The sequence below is a fragment of the Blastococcus deserti genome (genome assembly GCF_042682525.1).
Classification (GTDB): Bacteria; Actinomycetota; Actinomycetes; order Mycobacteriales; family Geodermatophilaceae; genus Blastococcus_B; species Blastococcus_B deserti.
The window spans coordinates 211,803-233,980 of sequence record NZ_JBHUHP010000016.1; the positions used below are offsets into that span (position 1 = coordinate 211,803).

The window sequence follows — 22,178 nt, forward strand, 5'->3', positions numbered from 1 at the left end:
GTGAGGATGCCCGCTACCAGGTGACCTTGACCGTGCCGGCTCGTCCGGTGGCGGTGACGGCTCGGTCGTCCGAGCCAGCGGCGGCCCGAGATCGATCGCCGTCGCCGTCGCCAGGGATCTCGGATCATGGGTCCGCAGCGTCGAAGTGCGGGGTTCGTGATCGCGACCGGGCTGATGTCAGCGCTCCGGTCCTCGTGACTGCCCGCACGCGGCGGACGTCGTCCGAGCTGAGCCGGTCGGACCGCCGGGGACAGTGCAGGTAGCGGCGGCTCGTCAGCCGGCGTCACCGGTGACGCTCCCGGCCCCTCGGTGCAGCTCTGAACGATCGCAGGATCTCCCACGGGTCGAACCATGAGCCAGCGTGACGCCGGCCCGCAGGTCCGGCGTCATCACCGCCGTGCAGCCGTCACCCGGCGGGGCGCAGCCAAGCAGTCCACCGCTCGATCGCCACGTACCCCATGCGTTCGTACACCGGCCGCCCGTCGTCGCTGGCGATGAGGACGGCTGGCTCATCCGGGTGCGCCAGGGTTGCCGCCCACGTGACGGCTGCCCCAGCCCCGCGACCCCGGGCCTGGGGCAGCGTCGCGACGTACTCCACCAGCGTGGCGCCGGCGTGCCGGTGTGCGGCCGCGACAGCGACCGGCTCCCCGTCGACCAAGCCGAGCCATACCCGGGTCTCCCCGCCCAGGATGCCGGGGCCCATCAGGTTTCCCGGCTGCAGCGGCTCCAGTTCCGGCATGGGATAGCCCTTCACCAGCACCCGTTCCGCGACGGCCAAGTCCTCCGCGGTGCGCACCTCCCGAACCTCGATGTCCTGCCGCGGCCGATCGGGCCCCGCAGCCGGCAGCCGAACCATCAGCGGTGGGTGACCGATCAGCACGAGGCCGTGGTTCGCCAGGTCGGGCGCAGGCCAGGGGTTGAGCAACAGGTACGGCACGTCGGCCGGGAACATCTCGTCGATCTCGGCGAGGGTCGCCGCCGGCTCGGCCAGGGGTTGCTTGAGCACGACGGGGTTGGTCAGTGCGCCGCGGTCCCCGATCCACCCGCCGGCCCAGTGCGGGCTCGACCGGTAGGGCCGCCCGGTACTACGGGCGACCTCGACCGGCCACGACGCATGGACCAGGACCGCCTGACGAACCAGGGTGTCCTCCGGCGGCAGGTCCGGCTCCCATCCGGTGGTGAGATGCCTTCCCTCGGGCGGCACGATCGAGGCAGCCATGCCGACAACATGACAGCCCAACCGGCACCGGTGAAGGGCCGCGACGCCTCCACGAGCGAGACGGGAGCGCGACACCGTCACTCGCGCTGGCGGCTCCTGCCCGCCACCGAGACACCACACCGACTCCCGCCGTCCCTGCCCACGAGCGTGCCGCCTATCCGACAGCCTCCCGACCCGGCCCGGCTCCGTTGTGAGGGGCCACCGCGTGAGGGGCACCACGCATCCGAGTCCAGTGCCCTCGACCATCGGAACAGCGTCGCCCCGTCGTGAACGAGTCCGCGGACGCCCGACAGAGCGAAGCAGGCCGCCCGTGCCCCGGTTCAGCGGCTAGCTCGTGAACAACCTGCACCTGCTCGGCGAAGCGGTCGTCCCTCAGCTCGCCCCCGAGTCAGCAGCTCGACCGCCAGGAACTGGGCGCGAGCCCGGTCCGGCGCTTGAACGCTCGGCTGAAGGCCTCCTCGGAGTCGTAGCCGACGCGACGACCCACTGCGGCCACACCCAGGTCGGACGAGCGCAGCAGATCCTTGGCGACGTGCATACGCCAGTCGGTGAGGCTGAGGAACCTCGCGGCGGGGTCAGGTCCAGTAGAGCAGCCGGGCGCCGGGCAGGCGGTCGGCCACGGCCCGCTCGAACCAGCTGCGCAGCTCGGCCATCGTCTCCTTCGGGTAGACGTGCTTGACCGATCCAAACTTGCCGCGCTTGGTGGTTCGCGCCTCCTCGTCCATCTCCAGCCTGGTGCGCGGGTACCAGTCGGTGAGCGTGGCCTTGCTGCCCGGCGTGAAGCGGTGGGTGATGCACTCCACGGTGAGGTCGGCATCGCCGGCGGCGGCGCGGATGCCGTCGAGCAGATCGGCGTACTCCTGCCGCCAGCCCTCGACCGGCATGATCGGCGCGACGGTGACGCCGACCGGATAGCCGGCTGCGGCGACGGCGCGCAGCGCCGCCAGTCGCCCGGCGACCGGGCTCGTCGCCCCCTCGAACCGGCGGGCCACCGACTGGGCGTTCACCGAGAACCGCAGCCGGGTGCGCCCGCCGTGCGGCAGGTCGAGCAGCCCGGCCACGTCGTCGAACTTGGTGGTCGCCCGCAGCTGCACCGGGCCGGCCCAGCCGTGCGTGCCGAAGTGCGCGATCGCGGTGGCCAGCCCCCCGGTCAGGTGCTCGATGGCCAGCGGATCGGTGTAGCAGGAGGCCTCGAACGTCGTCCCCTCGCCGCCGCGCTCGGCCGTGCCCGAGGTGACCGCTCCCCGCCCCACGTAGCCGTCCAGGTCGGTGAGCACCTCGTCGAGGTCGGCGAAGACCCGGGTGATCGGCGGGCCGGACAGGGACCCGGCGAGATAGCAGTACTGGCAGTGCGCGGGGCAGCCCTGCGCCAGGTCGAAGCGCCAGTCGGCCGACGGCGGGATCGGCTGCAGCTTGCGCTGGGACGGAGCACCCACCACGACCGCCATCGTGTCCTTGGCGGCCATGAACGCCGCCCGGTCGCCCTCGCCACGCAGGTTGGGCAGCCGGTCACCGCGCAGCAGCTCCACGTCCTGCACGCCGGCCGTGTCGAGCCGGGCCAGGATGCGCTGGCCGTGCGGGCGTTCGGCGGCCGAGCGGGTGACCAGCACCCGCTTGGGCGTCCACACGCGGCTAGGAGAGGGAGCAGATGCGGAGAGCGGCGCGGGAAGCACCGGAGCGGCGACCATCACCAGGAAGAACGCTCCAGCGGTGCCCGGACTGCCACGGCCGGCCGGTGAGCCGGGTCACCCCCGCACCGCGTGACCACACCCGGGAGGAGAGGACGGTGGGCGGCCCGGCCAACCGAGCGGTTCCTACCTGCGCCGGATGCTCCGGCGAAGCGATGAGATCCCCACCGCTGCCACGCCCCAGAAGCCGCTGGTGGGCATCAGGGCAGAGCCGGTGAGGCCGGTCACGGTGAGGATCCCGCCCGCGGTGCGCTGGGCGGCGGAGTCACCGTGCGATTCGGCGGATCGGAGAAGCCGTCCGCCGAGCCACAAGGTGGGCGCGGCGACCATGAACCAGAACGCCGTCGCCTTGTCACCCGTGTCCGGGACGGAGCCGACGATCCTGCCCCGGGCGATCTGCGCCAGAGGTTGCCGGTACAGGCCCACCCCGACGACGCCGTGCGCCACACCGAGGCACTGCAACCACCACCCAGGGGATCGACGCGATCCGGGTTGACGATGGGGGCGGAACTCGCTGGACGACCGAGGTGCACCCGCTGTTCCAGTTCCCGTTGCGGTCGTCGGGACGACGCTCATGTCGTGCTCCTGCCGTTCGAGTGGTCAGGCGGTGGTCGAGTCCGGCCGTGAGGCCGGGCGATGTCGGACGCGGCGTGCCGGTTGGCGGCGCTGATCGTCGCCGCGGTGGCGAACGGGTGGTCGCGCACGGTCCCGGGCGAGATGCGCCCGGACAGCACGGGCGCCGCTCGAGGAACCGGCCGTCGGCACCACCCCGCGCCATGGCTGTGGTGGCGTCACACCTTCCACGGCGTTCCCGGTTCATGCGAGGCCGGCCTCGTGGACGCAGATCGCGATCTGGACGCGGTTCGCCACCCCCAGCTTGACGAAGATGTGGGAGACGTGGGCTTTGACCGTCGGGAGGCTCAGGTAGAGATCGCGGGCGATCTCCGCGTTGGACTTCCCGTGCCCGATGGCGACGGCGACCTCCCGCTCCCGCTCGCTGAGACCGGCCAGCCGGGCCGCCGCGGCGCGGGCCCGTCCCGCTTCCGCCCCGGTGGAGGACCCGTCGACGACCCTGCGGATCAGCTGGGCGGTCACGCTCGGCGACAGCATCGGCTCACCGGCAGCGACCCGTTCGATCGCCTCGACGATCATCGGCGGGGCGGTGTCCTTGAGGAGGAACCCGCTCGCGCCGCTCGCCAGAGCACGGACCACGTACTCGTCGGCGTCGAACGTGGTCAGGACGACGACCTTGGGGGGATCGGTCCGCCCGAGGAGTTGCTGAGTGGCGGCGAGCCCGTCCATGCGAGGCATCCGGATGTCCATCAGCACGAGGTCGGGACGCGTCCTGTCGACCACGCCGAGTGCCTCGGCGCCGTCGCCGGCCTCTCCGACGATCACGATCCGCGGCGCACCGCCCAGCATGAGCCGGAGCCCGGCGCGGACCAGGGGGTCGTCGTCGACGAGGACGATCCGGATGGTGGGCTCGCTCATCGGTCCCACGGCAGCCAGGCCCGGAGGACGAACTGCCCGTCGGCCGTGAGGCCGTGCTCGACGCGGCCGTGGCTGGCGGCGGCCCGCTCGGCCAGCCCGACGAGGCCGAACCCGGTTCCGTCGCCGCCGCCCCCGCCGCCGGTCGTGGCGGGGTTGCGGACGCAGATGTGGAGACCGCTCCCGGGCCGACCGGCCAGTTCGACCGTGACCTCGGTGTGCGGGGCGTGCTTGCGGGCGTTGGTCAGCCCTTCCTGCACGATCCGGTAGGCGCTGCGGCCGGTCGACACCGGCAGCTCGTCGACGTCCTCGAGGTCCACGAGCAGGGTGATGTGCGCGCCGGCAGCGCGTTCGTCGTGCAGCAGGGCATCCAGGTCCGAGAGGGTGGGTTGGGGCCGGTGGTCGGTCGCGTCGATCCGGGGGTCGGGGTCACGGAGCAGACCGAGGATCTCCCGGAGGTCGGCCAAGGCGCGCTGGGAGTTGGCCTGGATGACGCCGGCGGTCTCGCGCGTCTCGGCCGGTCCGAGGTCGGTGCGGTAGGCGAGGGCTCCCGCGTGGAGAGCGACCAGTGACATCCGGTGGGCGAGGACGTCGTGCATCTCGCGGGCGATCCGCGTCCGCTCCGCCGCCCGGGCGGTGGCGACCTGCAGCCCCTGCTCCCGTTCGGCGCGCTCGGCCCGGTCGCGCAGGGAGGCAAGGAGGTCGCGACGCGCTCCCACGTACATGCCGACGGCGACGAGGACGCCGGTCGTCAGGGCGCCGAAGGCGAGGTTCTCCACCCAGGACATCGTCTGCTCGGGCAGCAGGACGTACTGGATGTGCCCGGTCAGGAGGGACAGCGCCGCAGTCGGCAGGATCTCCCGCCACCGCCGTCGGGTCGAGAGCGACGCCTGGCAGACCATCCAGGCACCGACTGCACTGGCCGAGAACGCCGTCGCCGTGGTCGTCAGGACGGTGACGACGAGCGGCCGACGTCCGCGGTACTGCATGGCTCCGACGGAGAGGACGCCGATCGCGGCGTCGATCCAGAACAGCACCCCGACCGGCTGCCACAGGGCCCGGCCCAGAACCAGCCAGAGCCCACCCAGGGCCACGGCGAACAGCGTGGTGAGGACACCCCGCCACCCCGCCGTCCGAGGCGGTCGAGCGGAACCGACCAGGGAGCCCATGGCCGGAGGGTAGGGCGGGACGGCGTGCCCGGACCACCGACCGAAGTCGATGCCGGACGCCGACTTCGGTCGCGACTGCACCGACCGCAGCCGGATGTGCAGGCCTCCGCCTCGGCAGCAGGGTCGCCACGTGGTCCTCGTCGAACAGCTGCCCTGCGGTACGGCGCACGCACCGTCCCGGCGAGGGCGGACGGCACGGCGATCTGCGCCGACGGACCGCCGGTCCGACTCCTCCTCCCGGCACCACGGTCACGGGATCCCCACCGAGCCGCGGAGGCCGGTCCCACCCACCTCCTCACCACGACTCGAGGGAGATCTGTCATGACGAGCGTCAGCACGGACAGCGGGTCGGCGCGCGATCACCAGGGGCGCACAGCAGCGGCCCAGGTCTCGCTGCCGCGTCTCTACGCGTTGCGCGCCGGATACCTCCTGATCGGCGCCGGGCTCGCCGTCACCCACTGGCCGTCCTTCCTCCAGCACAGCCAGCAGTGGCAGGTCATGGAGGGCGTGGTCAACTGCATGCTCGCGGCGTTGTCGCTGCTGGCCTTCCTCGGTATCCGCTACCCGCTGCAGATGCTGCCGCTGCTGCTGTTCGAGTGCGCGTTCAAGCTGATCTGGTTCGGCGTCGTCGCCCTGCCCCTGTGGGCCGCCGACCAGATGGACCGGGCCACGGAAGACGTGGCGTTCGCCAACTCGTTCGTCGTGATCATCATCGCGGTCATCCCCTGGCACTACGTCCGTGAGCACTACGGGACCAAGCGCGGAGAGCCGTGGCGCTGACCCCGGCGGTCGCGCAGGGAGCCGCGCTCAGGGCGGTCGCGCTGAGCACAGCACCCGCAGCCGGCGGCCGGGCCGCCATCGACTGCCGCGGAACCCTCCGCACGCCGCCTCCGCCCAGTCCGCCCCTCACCCGAAAGGACCTGTTCGTGACCGACCCATCGGCCAGCCTCCGGTTCTCCGATCGCAGAAGGCACGGTGCGTACGACGTGACCGACTCGAACGGCGTCGTCGCGCGCATCGCGGTCAGTCGGACCGGCACTCGCTTCGTCGTCACCGACGCCCGCGGCGCTCCTCTCTGCGTGGCACGGAGGAGCTGGTGGCGGCTGCCGACGCGATGGCATGCGACCGGACCGGACGGCACGCCCCTGCTCATGGCGCGGACACGGGGCATCACCAGGACCTCCGCGGAGGTCCACCTCCAGCGCGGAGGTCGCCTCCTGGTACGAGGCAGCGCCTGGCGGCGCGACTTCCGCGTCACCGATGAGCACGGCGACGTCGTCCTGACCGCGGCCCCCCGATCATCGGCGTTGTCCTTGCGGCCGTACGACTACGCCGTCCAGCAGGTCCCCGGGAAGCTCCACGTGGCGGAGGTGGTCGCGATCGTCCACATCTGGCGCACGACCATGAAGGAGGAGTCAGCGACGGCATCCGTCGGCGCGCTCGCCGGCGCTGCCGCAACCCTGTAGTCGACCGGGCACGCGGGACGCGGAGGTGCCGGATCGCAGGACGATGGCCGCGACGACGCTGCCCCGTTGCGGCCACGGGGCGCCCTGCCGCCGGTGAGCCGGTCAGCCGTCGGCCAGGCCAAGCAGCGGGGGGAGTGCCGACAGTGCGCGCCGGAGGTACGCATGCCTCGAAGACCTTGCCGTGAGCGGGGTGGATATCAGCGAACCCGGCCGCCTCGAGCCGCCGGTGCACGCCTGCCACCACGGCGCGTAGGTGGCCTCCATCGGCGTGGTGAGGTCCGGCTGTGGCCCGAGCCCGGTCGACCGGTCACCCCGGGCGGAAGTCCCCCCGCGATCTCGTAGTGGTATTCGGCGGCCATGCGCGCCATCAGCTCGGGGTCGGGCTCCTCGTGCGGTATCGGCCCCGGGATCATCGCCGTCGCGGGCGAACCCATGTCGCGGAACTCCTGCCCTGGAAGAGGCCTGGTCCGCCAGCGGGCCGGGCGCGGACGCGGGGCTGCCCACCCGTCCCGGGGAACCAGCCGCCCGGCTGCCCGAGATCGGCGCTGGACCCATCCCGTCGGTGTGACCAGGCGGACGGCTTGGGCAACTACCACCGCAGCGGTGCTGAGGCACCGGGGGCACACGCGGATCGACAGGCACACCGGGGGCCGCCCGGCCTCTCCACGGCGTGCTGCGATGCCGGTCCGCCAGCGAGACCCCTGCCTCCGCTGCACGCGTGATCGGTTCCGCATGGGCTGTATCCGTCGATCCGTCGCCGTGCTCCTCCGATCGACCCATCCGTCCCGCGGAAGGCGGTGCCATGTCCGCACAGACTGTGTTCTCCCGTGCCTTCCTGATCGCGACCCTCGAGCGGGCGATCCGCTCCTTCGCCGCGTCGCTCGCCTCGCTCCTCACGGCAGCGGGGACCGGCCTGCTGCAGACCGACTGGGGCGAGAAGCTATCGGTCGCCGGCATGGCCGCGCTCGTCACCATCCTGCTGGCCGTCGGTGGCGGCACGTTCGGCAAGGGCGACGGGCCCTCGTTCACCGGCGAGGAGAAGCTCGACACCGAGAAGCAGTCGGCCGGATCGCCCGCAGGGGATTCCGCGGTGGTCGCGGCTCCCACGGTCCCGGCTCCCCGGGTGCCGATGGCGCACGTCCCGCAGCAGGCCGGCCCGCGGGAGAGCCAGCGTGTCCCGGAGCCGCGGGTCAGCTGAGACTTCGGTCGCGCCGTCGGACAGGGAGACGGATGGCAGCCGGGTCAGGACTGGGTCGGCCACGCCAGCCAGGCCACCATGGCCGCCCCTGTCTCCACCACCACCTGGCGGCCGGAGCCTGACTCCCGGCGACGCGCTCAGTCCATGCGCGCGGGCAGGCCGAGCGTCTGGAAGAGACCGCTGCCGAGGTCGAGGAAGCTGGAGATGTGGGCGATCCGGCCGTCCTCCACCTCGAGCACGTGCAGCCCCCAGGGCTCGCGGCCGCCATTCCCGCTCGGCTTGTACTGGGCGAACGCCGGGGTCCCGTTGGCCGAGACCGGCACCAGCACGGAGTCCCGGCAGGCGGCCCCGGGGCCGAGCATCCAGGCGCCGATGTCGGCGGGGCCACGCAGCCACATCTCGAAGGGCGGCATGTGCTGGGTGGCGTCCTCGTGCAGCAGGCGCACGAAGGCGTCGATGTCGTAGCGCTCGAAGGCGTCCACGTACCGGGCGAGCAGCTCCCGGTCGTCGTCGCCTAGCGGGGGGCGGGGCTCCGGCACGCCCCCGACCGAGGCCAAGGTCGCCCGGGCACGCTGCAGCGCGCTGTTGACCGAGGCCACGGTCGTGTCGAGGAGCTGGGCCACCTCGTCGGCCTTCCACCGCAGCACCTCGCGGAGGATGAGGACGGCGCGCTGGCGCGGCGGCAGGTGTTGCAGCGCGGCGACGAACGCCAGCCGCACCGACTCCCTCGCCACGGCGCGCTCCGCGGGGTCGCCGTCCTCCGGGAGCACCTGCCGGTCGAGCATCGGCTCGATCCACGCCGTGCCCGGCCGCCGGGCGGCGAGAGAGGACTCCACCGGCTGCCAGGGTGACCCGGACAGGTCCATCGGCAGTGCGCGCCGCTGCCGGCCGGAGAGCTGGTCGAGGCAGACGTTGGTGGCGATCCGGTACAGCCACGACCGCAGCGCCGACCGGCCCTCGAAGTCGGCCAGTCCGCGCCAGGCCCGCACCATCGTCTCCTGCACGGCGTCCTCGGCGTCGAAGGCCGATCCGAGCATGCGGTAGCAGTAGCCGGTCAGCTCGCGGCGGTGCTCGAGCAGCCGCGGGTCGAGCTGATCGGTGGGTCCGATCGCGACACTGGTCACCTGGCACCTCTCCTCCGGTCGACGTGCGCGCCAGCACACCACAGGACGCCGACGATTCGGGAGGGCCCGGGACCTACTGGTAGGTGATCAGGTCCGGCCGCGGGCTCACCTCGGCCATGGTCTGCTCGGGCGTGAGCATCGGCGCGTCCTCGTCGTAGAAGTTCTTCCAGCCCCAGAACACCCCGGCCGGCGGGTTCTGGTGCAGCGCACGCCAGGTGGCCTGCTTGTCCCCCTGCGAGCCCTGGCCGTCGGCGTGGATCATGACCGCGAGCTCGTCGCGCGAGGTGTCCAGCCGCTCCCGGCCGTCGATCATCCGCAGCTGGAACTGGTGCAGGACCAGCAGTTTCTGCGGCAGTGCCCGCTCCCGCGTGAGATCGGCCAGCCAGGCGCCCACCTGGTTCACCTCGTCGACGCCCACGGAGCCGACCTGCGTGAGGTGCACCCCGTCGGGCGGGAGGCGCCACTCCGGGTCCAGCGCCAGGCCGACGTGCGGCAGCTCCAGCAGCTCCTGGTACCGCTGCGCCTGGGTGAGGAAGTCGGTGCGCCCCGGCTGGAGGTCGAGGACGACGTACAGGCCCGCCTCCCCCGCGGCCTGGACCCACGGTCTCAGGTCCGCCACCTCGGCCTCGGCGGAGTAGTTCCCGTCCTCGCCGGGAGCCGACGACGCGACGGTCGCGATGATCTCGAACGCCGGGACGACGGGGTCCTCCACCAGGGCCTCGAACGGCGCGGCATGAGCCCGGGCGCGCTCGATGGCGGCCGCGACGTCCTGCTCACCGAGGACACCCAGCGCGGCCGTGCCGGGATGGCCGTACAGAGCTACCAGCAGCCGTCCCGGGAACAGCACCTGGCCACCCCCCGGCAGCTGCGTGCCGCCGGCCGCCGTCCGGACCTTCCAGTCCAGGCCGTCCTCGGCGTCGAACCCCGCGCCCAGGGCGACCACCGCCTCGGGACGGGCCCAGGCAACCTGGGAGAGGGCGGCGATGGCCTCGGGGGAGGCTCTCGGATCGGTCTCGCCACTGGTCAGCGCCACCGCCGCACCGGCGGCGCGAGCGGTGGCGAGGGCGGCCGTCGAGGCGGCCTCGCCCGTGGACAGGACGACGGTCCGGGCGAGTGGTTCGGCGCGGCGCACGCCGGGCAGCGACGCGTCGCCCGGCGCCGCGGCCGACGTCGCCGGCGCCTCCACGGTCAGCGCCACGGGGGCGGCCGGGTCCAGCGCCGCCACGGTGCGCGGGTCGTTGCGGGTGGACACCGGGTCCGAGGGCTCGAACGCCAGCCCGGTGACGGTCTCGACGGCCGCGGGGTCGGCCGGGACGGCGATGACGTCCGGCCCTCCTCCACCGGGGCCGCCGACGGTGAGGGTGCCGTCGGCCTCGCCCACCGCGAGCACCGTTCCGGCGCCCAGCCGCCCCACCTCCCCGGCCAGGAGGTCCGGCGGCCCGCCGCCCGCCGGCTCGAGGAGGAGCGGCACGCCGAGGCCGACCGCGGCCGATGCGGCGAGCAGCGTGCCGGCGCGGTCGCCGTCGCGGGCCACCACCACGACCGGCGCGCGGTCGAACAGCACGGCGCTCATGGTCACCGCCGAGACGACCGGATCGGTGTCCGCGACGACGGTCAGGGGTTCATCCGGTGTGGACGTGACCACCGGGCGTTCCGGTTCCCGGCGCGCGGGCTCCGGATCGCCGGCGAACGAGGTGCACCCGCCGGACAGCAGCGCGAGCACCAGCGCGACCGGCAGGCCGCGGATCCGCACGAGGCACCTCCCCCTCGGCACGCCGGCGCGGCGGGAGCACCACGACGGCGGAGCCGTGCCCGAACACTAGGGCCGGCACCCCGCGGAGTCCGGACTTCGTCGCGCGCGGCCACGAGCATGCCGAGCGGAGACGAGCAGCCGGCGGGACGGGTTCCGCGGTCGGTGCGCTGGGTCGTTCCCACCTCCGGCGCCTGGACTACCTGCGCGGTTCGTCCGGGGCGCGGCCCAGCGCTCGCTCCAGGTTGCCGACCATCCGGCTCAGGACGCCGATCGTCTGCTCGTACTCCTGGGCGGACACCCCCTCGGCCACCAGCCGGCGGACCCGCCCCACCGCCGTGGCGACCCGCTCGTGCGCGGAGCGGCCCGCCGCGGTGAGCGCGACACCGTCGGCCCCGCGTCGCGCCCAGCCCCGGTCGACGAGGTCGTCGACGACGGCACCGACGTCGCCGGCGAAGTCCGCGAGGGCCGACCGCAGCTCCTCCTCCCGGCCGGCGCCCTCCGCGAGGGAGTGCAGCACCTGCCAGTGCCGGCGGGTGAGGCCCTCCGTGGCGAGCCCGGAGTCGAGGGTCTGCTCGAGCAGCCTGTCGAGCCGCTTCACCCACCAGCCGATCGGCCGCTGCCGCTCCATGCCGCGATCCTGGCGGTGGGGTCCGACAACTCGTTGGCGCGACGTCGGACCGGCCCGGTAGACACCTCCCGTGGCCGACGACCTCGCTTCCTGGCTCCGTCCCGCGACGGCGGAGGACTGGCCGGAGTTCCTGCAGGCGATGGTGGGTGCCTTCGGCGAGACGCCGACCGGTCCCTACCTCGACACCCCGCCCCCGGTCGCGGAGCTCGACCGGTCGCTCGGGCTGTGGGACCGCGGCCGCGTGGTGGCCACCTCCGGCATCTACAGCCGCGTCCTCACCGTGCCCGGGGCTGTCGTCCCGTGCGCGGGCATCACCTGGGTGACCGTCGCGCCCACCCACCGCCGACGGGGCGTCCTCACCGCTATCATGCGCCGCCAGCTCACCGAGCTGCACGAGCAGCAGCGCGAGCCGGTCGCCGCGCTGTGGGCGTCGGAGTACCCCATCTACGGCCGGTTCGGCTACGCCCCGGCGACCGCGCGGACGGAGCTCACCGGGCGGACCGAGCGGCTGCGGCTGCGACCGGGCACCGACCTCGGCACCGGCCGGGTGGACGTCGTCGGCGAGGACGCCTACCGGGCCGCCGCTCCCCGGCTGCACGAGTCGGTGCGCCGGTTCGTGCCGGGCAACCTCGCGCGCGACGACCGCTGGTGGGACCGGCTGCTGCGCGACGAGCCCGAGCACCGCAACGGCGCGACCGCCCGCCGGTACCTGCTGCACACCGGGGACGACGGCGCCGTCAGCGGTTACGCGGCGTATCGGCTGACCGCGGGGTGGACCGACACGGGGGAAGCCGACGCCACGCTGACCGTCGAGGAGGTCCGGGCCGCCAGCACCCCCGCCTACGCCGCCCTCTGGCAGGTCCTGCTCTCCATCGACCTGGTTCGCACGGTGCGCCTACGGGGGGCCTCGCCCGCTGACGCGATCCGGCACCTGGTCACCGACGGCCGCGCCCTGACCGGTCCGATCAGGGACGCCCTGTGGGTGCGGCTGGTCGACGTCGACCGGGCCCTGGCCGCCCGGCGCTACCCCGCGCCGATCGACCTGGTGATCGAGGTGCGGGACGAGGTCTGCCCCTGGAACGCCGGCCGCTGGCGGCTGGCCGGCCATCCCGCCGGCGGCTACTGCGGGCGCACCGACCTCGATCCCGACCTGGTGCTGGGCATCGAGGAGCTCTCGGCGGCCTACCTGGGCGGGACGTCGCTGGCCACCCTGCAGGCCTCCGGCCGGGTGACCGAAGTGAGCCCCGGTGCGGTGACCCTGGCGGCCACGGCGTTCGGCTGGCCGGTCACCCCCTGGTGCCCCGACGAGTTCTAGCCGCTGTCCCCGGCCGGGGTCATCGCGTAGGTCCACGCGGTGCGGCGCGGCCGGCCGGGCAGGTCGGCCCGCCCGGTCGCCCAGAGCAGCACGGCCATGGGCTCGGCTCCGGGGTCGGTGCCCGGGAAGAGCCGGGCCAGGACGGCGGCGGCGACGTCGGTGGGCGGGGACCAGGCGAGACCGACCGCGTCGGCGACGTCGGTGCCGTGCACGAGCAGCTCGGCGCAGCCGATCGCCGCGAAGCCCGTGGCATCGGCGACCCCGTGGAGTGCCAGCCGCGCTCGTCCGGGCCGGCCGCGTCGACGGTCCGGGCCAGCACCTCTCCGCAGGCCGCCACGCTCGCGGCCACGGTGGCCAGGGAGGCCGGCGGCCGGGGAACAAGGTCGGCCGGGCTGACCTCGGCGGGCCCGGCCGCCAGGTCGTGGGCGTACCAGGCCAGACAGCTGACCAGGTGCTGGGCCACGCCGGTGACCGACGTCCCCATGACCGGCACGGGAAGGTCGCCGTCGGGGATCCGGTCGAGCAGCTGCCGGGCAGCGGTGACCGAGGTCCGGAGGGCGGCGCCGTCCGGTGGGGTCACGGGTGGCGGGGACGCGTGGGCAGCCCTCCGGCCGGGCGGTGGCGGTCGCGCTCGTAGTCGGTGATCAGGCGGATGCGGCGGACGTGGCGCTCGTCCTCGCTGAACGGCGTCCGCAGGAACTCCAGCACGAGCTCCGTCGCCTCCTCGGGGCTGTGCTGGCGGGCGCCGATCGAGACGACGTTGGCGTCGTTGTGCTGCCGGGCCAGCTGGGCGGTCGACGTGTTCCAGACCAGGGCGGCCCGCACGCCGGGCACCTTGTTGGCGGCGATCTGCTCGCCGTTGCCCGAGCCGCCGATGACGACGCCGAGGGATCCGGGTTCGGCGACGGTCCGCTCCCCCACCTCGAAGCAGAACGGGGGGTAGTCGTCCTGCGCGTCGTACTCGAACGCGCCGCAGTCGACCGGCTCGTGACCGGCGTCGGCGAGCGCCTGCTTCAGGTGCTCCTTGAAGTCGAGGCCTGCGTGGTCGGTACCGATGAAGACGCGCACGGCCGCGAGTCTGTCAGGCTGCCGCGGTGGCGGTGCTGGGTGTCGACGGGTGGCGTGGCGCCTGGGTGGGCGCCCGCCTCGAGGGCCGCTCGGTCACCCTGCTGGCACTGCCGGACGTCGCCACCGTGCTGGCCGTCCCCGACGTCGACCTGGTCGCCATCGACATGCCGATCGGGCTGCCGGAGGCCGGTGTCCGGGCCTGCGACGTGGCGGCCCGTCGTCTGCTGGGCCCCGCGGGCAGCGCCGTCTTCCCGACGCCGGTCCGCGCGGTGCTGGCGACCGACGACTACGCGGAGGCCCGTGCGATCTCCCGCCGGGTCACCGATCCCCCGCGGGCCCCCTCCGCGCAGGCGTTCCGGCTGGTGAAGGCGATCCGGGCGCTCGACGAGGCACTGGGCGACCCACCGAGCGAGCGGGTCGTCGAGGTCCATCCCGAGCTGTCGTTCCGCGCCCTCGATGCCGGCGTCCGGGACCGGAAGGGGACGGCACGGGGCACGGTCCAGCGGCTGGGCGCGCTCGGCGCCGTGATGGCTGTCGAGGACGCCCTGGCCGCGGCGCCGCCGGGCGTTCCGCTCGTCGACGCCCTCGATGCGTGCGCCGCCGCCTGGTCGGCCCAGCGGCTGGCCCGCGGCCGGGGCGAGTGCGTCGGCGACGGCACCGTCGTTGCGCGCCGCCGTCCCCTGCGCATCTGCTGGTGAGCCCCCCTCCCGCTTTCTGTACAGAAAGCGGGGCACGCACGCGCAGCTTTCGGTACCGAAAGCTGGGGGGTCAGGTGAGGCGGCGGACGACGGAGAGCGGCAGGACGCGCAGGAGCCCGGCGATGGGCCGCCACGGCCACGCGGGCACGTAGGCGCGCACCGGCTCCCGCTCGACGGCGGCCGTCAGGGCGTCCACCCCGGTGTCGAGGTCGACGGTGAAGGGACCCCGGCGCCCGACGTTGATGTCGGTGGCGATGTAGCCGGGCAGGATCGTCGTCACGGCGATCCCGCTGCCCCAGACGTCGCAGCGGATGCCCTCGGCGAGCGAGTTGACGGCGGCCTTGCTGGCGCCGTAGGCCGTCCGGGTCTCGCGCATGCCGCGGACGCTGGCGACCGACGAGATCAGCACCAGGTGCCCGGCGCCCTGCGCGCGGAAGACCTCCATCGCGGCCTCGCACTGCGCGTGCGCGCCGAGCACGTTGGTGTGCAGGACGGCGCGGTTGGCCTCCGCCTTGCCGGTGCCGACCGACGCCCCCTTGCCGATGCCCGCGTTGACCACGAACCGGTCCAGCCCGCCCAGCCGCGCGACCAGCTCCGGGACGACGGTGGCCACGGAGTCGGGATCGTCGACGTCCATCCCCGCCGTCTCCACCCGGATGCCGGGGTGGGCCGTCAGCAGCTCCTGACGGAGCGCGTCGAGGCGGTCGGTGCGCCGCGCGGCGAGGGCCAGGTCGCGGCCCATGGCGGCGAACCGCCGGGCCATGCCCTCGCCCAGGCCGGAGCTGGCGCCGGTGATCAGGATGCGCTGGCGGACGGGGTGCGGCACGCGGCCAGCATGCCGCACGGCGTTCCCCGGCCGACCACCTCGTGCTCGGGCGGTCGCCGGCTGCCGCACCGGACGCGGACGGAGGGCCAGGGCGGAGAGCGCTGCGCCCTGGCCCTCCCCGCGCGTCAGCGACGGCCGGTCAGCTCCAGGGTGTCGGCCGGGACCGAGTCCATGTCGGGGCCGGAGAGCCGGGTGCGCTTGAGCTCCCAGAAGTCGGGGAGGTTGGCCAGGAGGACGGCGCCGTCGAAGGCCCGCCCGGCGTCCTCGCCGGTCGGCACCCTGCTGATCACCGGGCCGAAGAACGCGACACCGTCGATGTGCATGACCGGGGTGCCGACGTCGTCACCCACCGGGTCCATGCCCTCGTGGTGGCTCTTCTCCAGCGCGTCGTCGTACTCGGTGGAGTGCGCCGCCCCGGCCAGCTCCGCCGGCAGGCCGACCCGCTCCAGCGCGGGGGCGATGATCTCGTCGAGTTCCATGCCCTCGTGGTGGCGGAGCGTGCCCATCGCGGTGTAGAGGTCGCCGAGCACGGCGTCGCCGTGCTGTTGGGCGGCGGCGATCGCGACCCGGACCGGGCCGATCGCCTGCTCCATCATCTTCTGGTAGTCCTCGGGCAGGTCGCGGCCCCGGTTGAGGACGGCGAGCGACATGACGTGCCAGTGCAGGTCGATGTCGCGCACCTTCGCCGCCTCGAGCACCCACCGGCTGGTCAGCCACGCCCACGGGCACAGCGGGTCGAACCAGAAGTCCACCCGTGCCGTGGTGGGGGCGCTCTGCACTGCCTCGGTCATCCGTCGTGCTCCTCATGCGTCGTCGGGCCGACCCGGCGTGGCCGGCCTGCTGGCAGTGGCAATCCGGATCGCCCGGGGCTTGTTCCCTCGCCGGGCGGGTTGCCCCGTGGAGCCGTCCTGTCGTCCCGGCATGGGAAGCTGCGCCGTGTGGCCGTACCGAACCTGACCCGCACCGATGCCGCTGCCCGCGCCGAGCTCCTGACCGTGCAGAGCTATGACATCCAGCTCGACGTCACCGACGGGGACGGGCACCCCGGCGAGCGCACCTTCCGCTCCGTCACCACCGTCCGGTTCGCCGCCCGGGAGCCCGGCGCCGGCACGTTCATCGACCTCGTCGCCGAGACGGTGCACTCGGCCACGCTCAACGGCGCCGATCTCGACGTGAGCACCTACACCGAGGAGGGCGGCCTCCCGCTGCCCGGCCTCGCCGGGCAGAACACCCTGGTCGTGACCGCCGACTGCCGGTACTCGAACTCCGGGGAGGGCCTGCACCGCTTCGCCGACCCCGAGGACGGGCAGGTCTACCTGTACACGCAGTTCGAGCCCGCCGACGCCAAGCGGATGTTCGCCTGCTTCGACCAGCCCGACCTCAAGGCCACCTTCACCCTCCACGTCGTCGCGCCGTTCGACTGGCAGGTCGTCTCCAACACCGGTGGCCGGACGATCGAGGCGGGCCCGGCCGGGTCGCAGCTGGCGCACTTCGAGCCCACCAAGCGCATCTCCACCTACCTGGTGGCGCTGATCGCCGGCCCGTACGCGAAGGTCACCGACTCGCACGAGGGCATCCCGCTCGGCCTGTACTGCCGCGCCTCGCTGGCCAGGTACCTCGACCCCGACGAGCTGTTCCGCGTCACCAAGCAGGGCTTCGACTTCTACCACCGGGTCTTCGACTACCCGTACCCGTTCGACAAGTACGACCAGCTGTTCGTCCCGGAGTTCAACGCCGGCGCGATGGAGAACGCCGGCGCGGTGACCTTCCTGGAGGACTACGTCTTCCGGTCGAAGGTCAGCCGGGCCAAGTACGAGCGCCGGGCCGAGACGATCCTGCACGAGCTGGGCCACATGTGGTTCGGCGACCTCGTGACGATGCGCTGGTGGGACGACCTCTGGCTGAACGAGTCGTTCGCCACCTACATCAGCACGCTCTGCCAGGCCGAGGCCACCGAGTACACGACGGCGTGGACCACGTTCGCCAACACCGAGAAGGCGTGGGCGTACGCGCAGGATCAGCTGCCCTCCACCCACCCCATCGCCGCCGACATCCCCGACGTCGCGGCGGTCGAGGTCAACTTCGACGGGATCACCTACGCCAAGGGCGCCTCGGTGCTCAAGCAGCTGGTCGCCTACGTCGGGCGCGACGAGTTCCTCGCCGGGGTGCGGCGCTACTTCCGCAAGCACGAGTTCGGCAACACCACGCTGGCCGACCTGCTCGCCCAGCTCGAGGAGTCCTCGGGCCGCGACCTCGGCGAGTGGGTGGAGCAGTGGCTGAAGACCAGCCAGGTCAACACCCTGCGGCCGGTGATCGAGCTCACCGACGACGGCCGCTACAAGAGCTTCGCCATCGAGCAGACGGCGGTCGCGGAGCATCCCGTGCTGCGCAACCACCGTCTCGCCGTCGGGCTCTACAGCGAGGGGCCCGACGGGCTGACCCGTAGCTCACGGGTCGAGCTCGACGTGTCGGGCGCGCGCACCGAGGTGGCCGAGCTCGTCGGTCATCCGGTGGCCGACCTGGTGCTGGTCAACGACGACGACCTGACCTACGCCAAGCTGCGGCTCGACGACCGCTCGCTGGCGACGCTGCGCACCCGGATCGGCGCCATCCCCGACCCGCTGGCGCGGGCGCTGTGCTGGTCGGCCGCCTGGGACATGACCCGCGACGCCGAGCTGCCGGCCCGGGAGTGGGTGCAGCTGGTGCTCGCCGGGGTGGACGCGGAGACCGAGATCAGCGTCGTCCAGGCGCTGCTGACCCGCGTGCAGACGGCCCTCACCTCCTACACCGACCCCTCCTGGGCACCCACCGGCTGGGCCGCCCTCGCCGATCACGCCCTGCGCGCGATGGAGGCCGCCCCGCCCGGCAGCGACATGCAGCTGCAGTGGTCGCGGACCCTGGCCAGCGCCGCCCGCACCGACGAGCACGCCGCCGTGCTGCGCGGGCTGCTCGACGGCTCCCGCACGGTGGAGGGGCTCGTCGTCGACGCCGACGCCCGCTGGGCGTTCCTCTGCGGGCTGGTCGCCATCGGTGCCGCCGGCGACGCCGAGATCGACGCCGAGGAGACCCGCGACGCCACCGCGACCGGGATCCGCCGGGCCGCCACCGCCCGGGCCCTGCGCCCGACCGCGGAGTCCAAGGAGGAGACCTGGCAGCGGGCCTTCCACGACGACGAGGTGCCCAACGCGGTGCACGAGGCGCTGCTGCAGGGCTTCTGGCACCCCGCGCAGCGGGAGCTCACCGCCGGCTACGTGGACCGCTACTTCACCGAGATCCGGTCGGTGTGGGACCGCCGACCCGGGGAGATCGCGAAGAACGCGGTCCAGTACCTGTTCCCGCCGATCGTGGAGCCGCGGACGATCGCGGCCGCCGACGCCTGGCTGGCCGACACCGAGCAGCCCGCCCCGCTGCGCCGGCTGGTCTCCGAGGGCCGCGACGGCGTCGCCCGGGCGCTGCGGGCCCGGGAGCGGGACGCCGACGCCCACCTGTGACGGACGCCGACGGGCGCCGTACGCACCGGGTGGTGGGTACGGCGCCCGTCGGCGTCCGCGGCCCCCTGCAGGGTCTCGCGGCGAGATTGCGAGCCGTGGGGGCGGGGGCCGTTCAGTGGGTGCGGCGGAGTGCGGAGGGGTGACCGGCCTGGTCGGACAGCTGGCGGAGCCCGTTGACGATGCCGCCGACGAGGTCACCGGCGGCGAAGGACGTCGTCATCGAGAGCACGGCGAGCGCGCAGGCCCGGTCGGGCAGCCGGCGGGCGGCGCCGGCACCGGTGACCACCTCGACGACCCGCTGGCCGGGTGACACGGCGATCAGCACGGAATCGCTCGGGTTGCCGCCGGAGCGCGCGTGCAGCTCCTCCGCCCGGACGCGGGTGTGCCGGCCGAGGTCGCCGATGTAGAGGGTGAAGCGCAGCCCGGTCTCGCGGGAGGACATGGTCAGCGCCTCGTCCAGCCGCGCGAGCTCCTGGAACGTGAAGATCTCGTCGAGCGCGGAACCCTCGGCCTCGTCGGACCGGGACGGGGCCGTCTGAGTCGTGGCCGTGTCGTGCGACTCGGCCTCCAGAGCGCGGGTCATCGCCGTCCTCCCGGAGCGGTGGTCGTGGTGTGGGTCGTGGTGAGGGGCCTGGTGAGGGGCCTGGTGAGGGGCCTGGTGAGGGGCATCGTGAGGGGTGCTGCCGTCACCAGGTCCCGCGGGCCCCGCCGAGCGGACCGGCGTTCACCGGCCGGTGGGCGGTGGGCGCCCCGTGGCCGCCGGCGCCGTGCCCGGCGGATCCCTCCGACGTGTCGGTGTTCCGCTCCTCCGCCTGCTCGGGGTACATCGACGAGCCGAGAGCCGCCGTCGAACGGCCGGGCACCGCGGCCGCCGCACCGTGCGCGGGCTCGTGCCCTCCTGCGCCGACGTGCTCGGGATGCGGCTCGTACCACACCGGCGGGTGCTCCCACGGCTGACCGGGCTTGTAGCGGACGCGCTTGCGGCCACCCGGCGCGAGGGTCAGCAGGGCGAGCACCACGAAGACGGCCAGCGGGATCCCGGCGTAGACGAGGATCATCTCGACGACGTTCACGCTCGACAACTTACCGGCAGGGCCCCGGATCAGCCGGTCCGCTCCCACGACACGGGGTGCCGGTGCGCCCATGGGCGTGCCGCCTCCACCTGCGCCGACAGGGCGAGCAGGGTGGCTTCGTCGGCCGGGCGGCCGACCAGCATGCTGCCCATGGGCAGTCCCCCCTCGGTCCAGTACAGCGGCAGGCTCACCGCCGGCTGCCCCGTGACGTTGAACAGCGCGGTGAAGGCGGCGTACCGCTTGTTCCGCTCGAAGTCCTCGGCACCGTCACCGTCGGCGTCGAACCAGCCGATCGGGCGCGGGGTCATGGTCACGACGGGCGCCAGCAGGACGTCGTAGTCCGCGGTGGCCTGGAGGAACCGGCGGGAGAACAGGCGCAGCGCGGTCATCGACTCCATCGCCGCCTGCGCCGACATCGCCAGCCCCCGCCCCCGGAGCTCCCGGGTGAGCGGCCGCAGCTCCCCCACCCGTGACGGCGGGACGGGTAGCAAGGTGCCCGACAGTGCCCATGCCCGCTCGAACGAGGGCAGCACCTCGGGCCCGAGCAGCCCGTCGGGCACGTCGTCGAGGTCGTGGCCCAGGCCGGCCAGGAGCGCCGACGCGTCCTCGAAGGCCGCGACCACCTCGGGTTCCAGCACGATGTCGGGCATCGGCGACTGCAGCCACCGGCCGATGCGCAGCCGGCCCGGATCGCGTCCGGCCGCGCCCAGGAAGGACTCGCCCGGAGGCAGCGGCGGCGCCCACGCGTGGTCACCCAGCACCGGGCCGGCCATCGCGTCGAGCATGGCCGCGGCGTCCCGCACGGTGCGCGCGAGCGGCCCGTTGGTCCCGAGGCCGGTGACGTCGGCTCCCAGCGGCGCGTTGCTGATCCGACCGCGGGTGGGCTTGATGCCGACGATCCCGTTGATGCCGGCCGGGATGCGGATCGAGCCACCGCCGTCACTGCCCTGGGCGAACGGCACCATGCCGGCCGCCACCGCGACGGCGGCGCCCCCGCTGGACCCGCCGGCGAGCCGCGAGGTGTCCCACGGGCACCGGGCGGGCCCGGCGAGGTCGTTGTCGGTGTAGCAGGGGTAGCCGAACTCCGGGGTGTTCGTCTTGCCCAGGCTGATCGTCCCGGCGGCGGCCAGCTTGGTCACCACCGCGTCGTCGACCTGCGGGACGAAGTCGGCCATCACGCGGGAGCCGAACGTCGTCCGGACCCCCGCCGTGTTGTTCAGGTCCTTGATGGCGGTCGGGACGCCGAGGAGGGGAGGCAGCTCGCCCCCGGCCCGGAGCAGCTCCTCGGCCCCGGCCGCGGCGGCGAGCGCCCGCTCCGGGGTGACGGTGAGGAAGGCGCCGAGCCCGGCGTCGAGGGCGTCGATGCGCGCGAGCGAGTGCTCGACCAGCTCGGTCGGGCTCACCTCCCGCGCCCGGACGGCGGCCGCCTGCTCGAGCGCGGTGAGGTCGTGCAACCGGGTCACGGGCGGGACGCTAGCCCCTGGGGATCACTCCGGGTCGGGGACGCCGATCGGGTTGCCCGCCGGCCAGTCGCCCGCGGCGACCACGGACCGCCGCACCGGGGCCAGCAGCGCGGCCAGGCGGTCGCAGCCGGTGTCGCCCAGCGCCTGCCACGGCCCCAGCGCCAGCCGGTCGGTGTCGGCCTCGATCGCGGCGACCATCGCCAGCCCCTCGGCGGTCAGCTCGCCGTCGTCCAGCCAGCGCCGCTCGGTCAGCCGGGCGACCGCGTCGTCCCAGGCCGCGTCGTCCCAGCCGCGAGCCCGCATGAGCCACTCCCGGTCCGACCGGCCGGCGGCGGCGGCGAGCACGTGCGCCGTGACGCCGTCGACCTCCCGCTGGGACAGGGCCACAGAGTGCCCGTCGCCGCGGTGCTCGCGCAGCGTGGTGACCGCCTGCCACAGCCCCAGGTGCGGTTCCCCGGGCACCTGCACGGCGGTGTTGGCGGCGGCCAGCGGGCGACCGGGCAGGTCGACG

At 73.9% G+C, this 22,178-nt stretch carries 23 protein-coding genes; 6 read left to right on the top strand and 17 right to left on the bottom strand.

Features of this window, described 5'->3' with window-relative positions:
- Window positions 1-406 precede the first annotated feature (406 nt).
- The 6 genes from ACFSHS_RS16705 to ACFSHS_RS16730 form a co-directional block, all read right to left on the bottom strand.
- A complete protein-coding gene (locus tag ACFSHS_RS16705) occupies window positions 407-1,219 on the bottom strand; it encodes a GNAT family N-acetyltransferase (RefSeq protein ID WP_376878514.1) in 813 nt (270 codons plus the stop codon).
- A gap of 388 nt (window positions 1,220-1,607) precedes the next feature.
- Complete coding sequence (locus ACFSHS_RS16710) at window positions 1,608-1,907, bottom strand: helix-turn-helix transcriptional regulator (protein WP_376878516.1); 300 nt, start codon at window positions 1,905-1,907, stop codon at window positions 1,608-1,610.
- Window positions 1,795-2,847 carry an SPL family radical SAM protein gene (locus tag ACFSHS_RS16715; RefSeq protein WP_376878518.1) on the bottom strand — a complete coding sequence of 351 codons (1,053 nt, stop codon included), beginning with the start codon at window positions 2,845-2,847 and terminating at the stop codon, window positions 1,795-1,797. Before ACFSHS_RS16715 ends, ACFSHS_RS16710 begins: the two co-directional genes overlap by 113 nt.
- Before the next feature lie 186 nt (window positions 2,848-3,033).
- Window positions 3,034-3,483, bottom strand: a complete 450-nt coding sequence (locus ACFSHS_RS16720; protein ID WP_376878520.1) for a DUF6463 family protein — start codon at window positions 3,481-3,483, stop codon at window positions 3,034-3,036.
- A 240-nt stretch (window positions 3,484-3,723) separates the two neighbouring features.
- Window positions 3,724-4,398 carry a response regulator gene (locus ACFSHS_RS16725; RefSeq protein WP_376878522.1) on the bottom strand — a complete coding sequence of 225 codons (675 nt, stop codon included), beginning with the start codon at window positions 4,396-4,398 and terminating at the stop codon, window positions 3,724-3,726.
- The gene (locus tag ACFSHS_RS16730) at window positions 4,395-5,564 is read right to left on the bottom strand and encodes a sensor histidine kinase (protein WP_376878524.1); all 1,170 of its coding nucleotides are present in this window, start codon (window positions 5,562-5,564) and stop codon (window positions 4,395-4,397) included. The genes ACFSHS_RS16725 and ACFSHS_RS16730 overlap by 4 nt, the downstream gene beginning before the upstream one ends.
- Window positions 5,565-5,885: 321 nt before the next feature.
- Between ACFSHS_RS16730 and ACFSHS_RS16735 the strand changes: the two genes are divergently transcribed.
- The 3 genes from ACFSHS_RS16735 to ACFSHS_RS16745 all read left to right on the top strand — a co-directional run bounded on the left by ACFSHS_RS16735 (window position 5,886) and on the right by ACFSHS_RS16745 (window position 8,228).
- The gene (locus ACFSHS_RS16735) at window positions 5,886-6,344 is read left to right on the top strand and encodes a hypothetical protein (protein WP_376878526.1); all 459 of its coding nucleotides are present in this window, start codon (window positions 5,886-5,888) and stop codon (window positions 6,342-6,344) included.
- Window positions 6,345-6,550: 206 nt separating this feature from the next.
- Window positions 6,551-7,030, top strand: coding sequence for an LURP-one-related family protein (locus tag ACFSHS_RS16740; RefSeq protein ID WP_376878528.1), 480 nt, complete (start codon window positions 6,551-6,553; stop codon window positions 7,028-7,030).
- Window positions 7,031-7,832: 802 nt separating this feature from the next.
- Entirely contained in the window at window positions 7,833-8,228 is a 396-nt protein-coding gene (locus ACFSHS_RS16745) for a holin (protein ID WP_376878530.1), read from the top strand.
- Between the two features lie 137 nt (window positions 8,229-8,365).
- Here ACFSHS_RS16745 and ACFSHS_RS16750 read toward each other — a convergent pair whose 3' ends face one another.
- From ACFSHS_RS16750 to ACFSHS_RS16760, 3 genes are all read right to left on the bottom strand, one after another.
- Entirely contained in the window at window positions 8,366-9,352 is a 987-nt protein-coding gene (locus tag ACFSHS_RS16750; RefSeq protein WP_376878532.1) for a sigma-70 family RNA polymerase sigma factor, read from the bottom strand.
- A 73-nt stretch (window positions 9,353-9,425) separates the two neighbouring features.
- Window positions 9,426-11,105, bottom strand: a complete 1,680-nt coding sequence (locus tag ACFSHS_RS16755) for a hypothetical protein (RefSeq protein ID WP_376878534.1) — start codon at window positions 11,103-11,105, stop codon at window positions 9,426-9,428.
- 196 nt (window positions 11,106-11,301) lie between these two features.
- A complete protein-coding gene (locus ACFSHS_RS16760) occupies window positions 11,302-11,733 on the bottom strand; it encodes a MarR family winged helix-turn-helix transcriptional regulator (RefSeq protein WP_376878536.1) in 432 nt (143 codons plus the stop codon).
- Between the two features lie 70 nt (window positions 11,734-11,803).
- Here ACFSHS_RS16760 and ACFSHS_RS16765 point away from each other — a divergent pair, with 70 nt between their 5' ends.
- Window positions 11,804-13,048: a GNAT family N-acetyltransferase gene (locus ACFSHS_RS16765; RefSeq protein ID WP_376878537.1), complete on the top strand. Its 1,245-nt coding sequence runs from the start codon at window positions 11,804-11,806 to the stop codon at window positions 13,046-13,048.
- Here the strand turns inward: ACFSHS_RS16765 and ACFSHS_RS16770 are convergent.
- Window positions 13,045-13,260 carry a hypothetical protein gene (locus ACFSHS_RS16770; RefSeq protein ID WP_376878539.1) on the bottom strand — a complete coding sequence of 72 codons (216 nt, stop codon included), beginning with the start codon at window positions 13,258-13,260 and terminating at the stop codon, window positions 13,045-13,047. The genes ACFSHS_RS16765 and ACFSHS_RS16770 overlap by 4 nt on opposite strands.
- A 364-nt stretch (window positions 13,261-13,624) precedes the next feature.
- Window positions 13,625-14,116 (bottom strand): ribose-5-phosphate isomerase, encoded by a 492-nt coding sequence (locus tag ACFSHS_RS16775; RefSeq protein WP_376878541.1) that lies wholly within the window; start codon window positions 14,114-14,116, stop codon window positions 13,625-13,627.
- A gap of 26 nt (window positions 14,117-14,142) precedes the next feature.
- On the opposite strand from ACFSHS_RS16775, the gene ACFSHS_RS16780 reads away from it, so the two are divergent.
- Complete coding sequence (locus tag ACFSHS_RS16780) at window positions 14,143-14,814, top strand: DUF429 domain-containing protein (RefSeq protein WP_376878543.1); 672 nt, start codon at window positions 14,143-14,145, stop codon at window positions 14,812-14,814.
- 70 nt (window positions 14,815-14,884) lie between these two features.
- Here ACFSHS_RS16780 and ACFSHS_RS16785 read toward each other — a convergent pair whose 3' ends face one another.
- Together ACFSHS_RS16785 and ACFSHS_RS16790 are read right to left on the bottom strand one after the other, a co-directional pair.
- Window positions 14,885-15,640 (bottom strand): SDR family oxidoreductase, encoded by a 756-nt coding sequence (locus tag ACFSHS_RS16785; protein WP_376878545.1) that lies wholly within the window; start codon window positions 15,638-15,640, stop codon window positions 14,885-14,887.
- 125 nt (window positions 15,641-15,765) lie between these two features.
- A complete protein-coding gene (locus ACFSHS_RS16790; protein WP_376878547.1) occupies window positions 15,766-16,431 on the bottom strand; it encodes a mycothiol-dependent nitroreductase Rv2466c family protein in 666 nt (221 codons plus the stop codon).
- 147 nt (window positions 16,432-16,578) lie between these two features.
- Between ACFSHS_RS16790 and pepN the strand changes: the two genes are divergently transcribed.
- Entirely contained in the window at window positions 16,579-19,131 is a 2,553-nt protein-coding gene (gene pepN / locus ACFSHS_RS16795; RefSeq protein WP_376878549.1) for an aminopeptidase N, read from the top strand.
- A 112-nt stretch (window positions 19,132-19,243) separates the two neighbouring features.
- Here the strand turns inward: pepN and ACFSHS_RS16800 are convergent, their stop codons facing one another.
- The 4 genes from ACFSHS_RS16800 to ACFSHS_RS16815 all read right to left on the bottom strand — a co-directional run.
- On the bottom strand, window positions 19,244-19,714 hold the full coding sequence (locus tag ACFSHS_RS16800) for a DUF5130 family protein (RefSeq protein WP_376878551.1): 471 nt from the start codon (window positions 19,712-19,714) through the stop codon (window positions 19,244-19,246).
- A 103-nt stretch (window positions 19,715-19,817) separates the two neighbouring features.
- Window positions 19,818-20,204 carry an aa3-type cytochrome oxidase subunit CtaJ gene (ctaJ, locus tag ACFSHS_RS16805; RefSeq protein ID WP_376878553.1) on the bottom strand — a complete coding sequence of 129 codons (387 nt, stop codon included), beginning with the start codon at window positions 20,202-20,204 and terminating at the stop codon, window positions 19,818-19,820.
- Window positions 20,205-20,233: 29 nt separating this feature from the next.
- The gene (locus tag ACFSHS_RS16810; RefSeq protein WP_376878555.1) at window positions 20,234-21,667 is read right to left on the bottom strand and encodes an amidase; all 1,434 of its coding nucleotides are present in this window, start codon (window positions 21,665-21,667) and stop codon (window positions 20,234-20,236) included.
- A gap of 24 nt (window positions 21,668-21,691) precedes the next feature.
- Window positions 21,692-22,178, bottom strand: a 487-nt coding sequence (locus ACFSHS_RS16815; RefSeq protein ID WP_417281948.1) for an SCO6745 family protein, incomplete at its 5' end; no start/stop codon positions are given.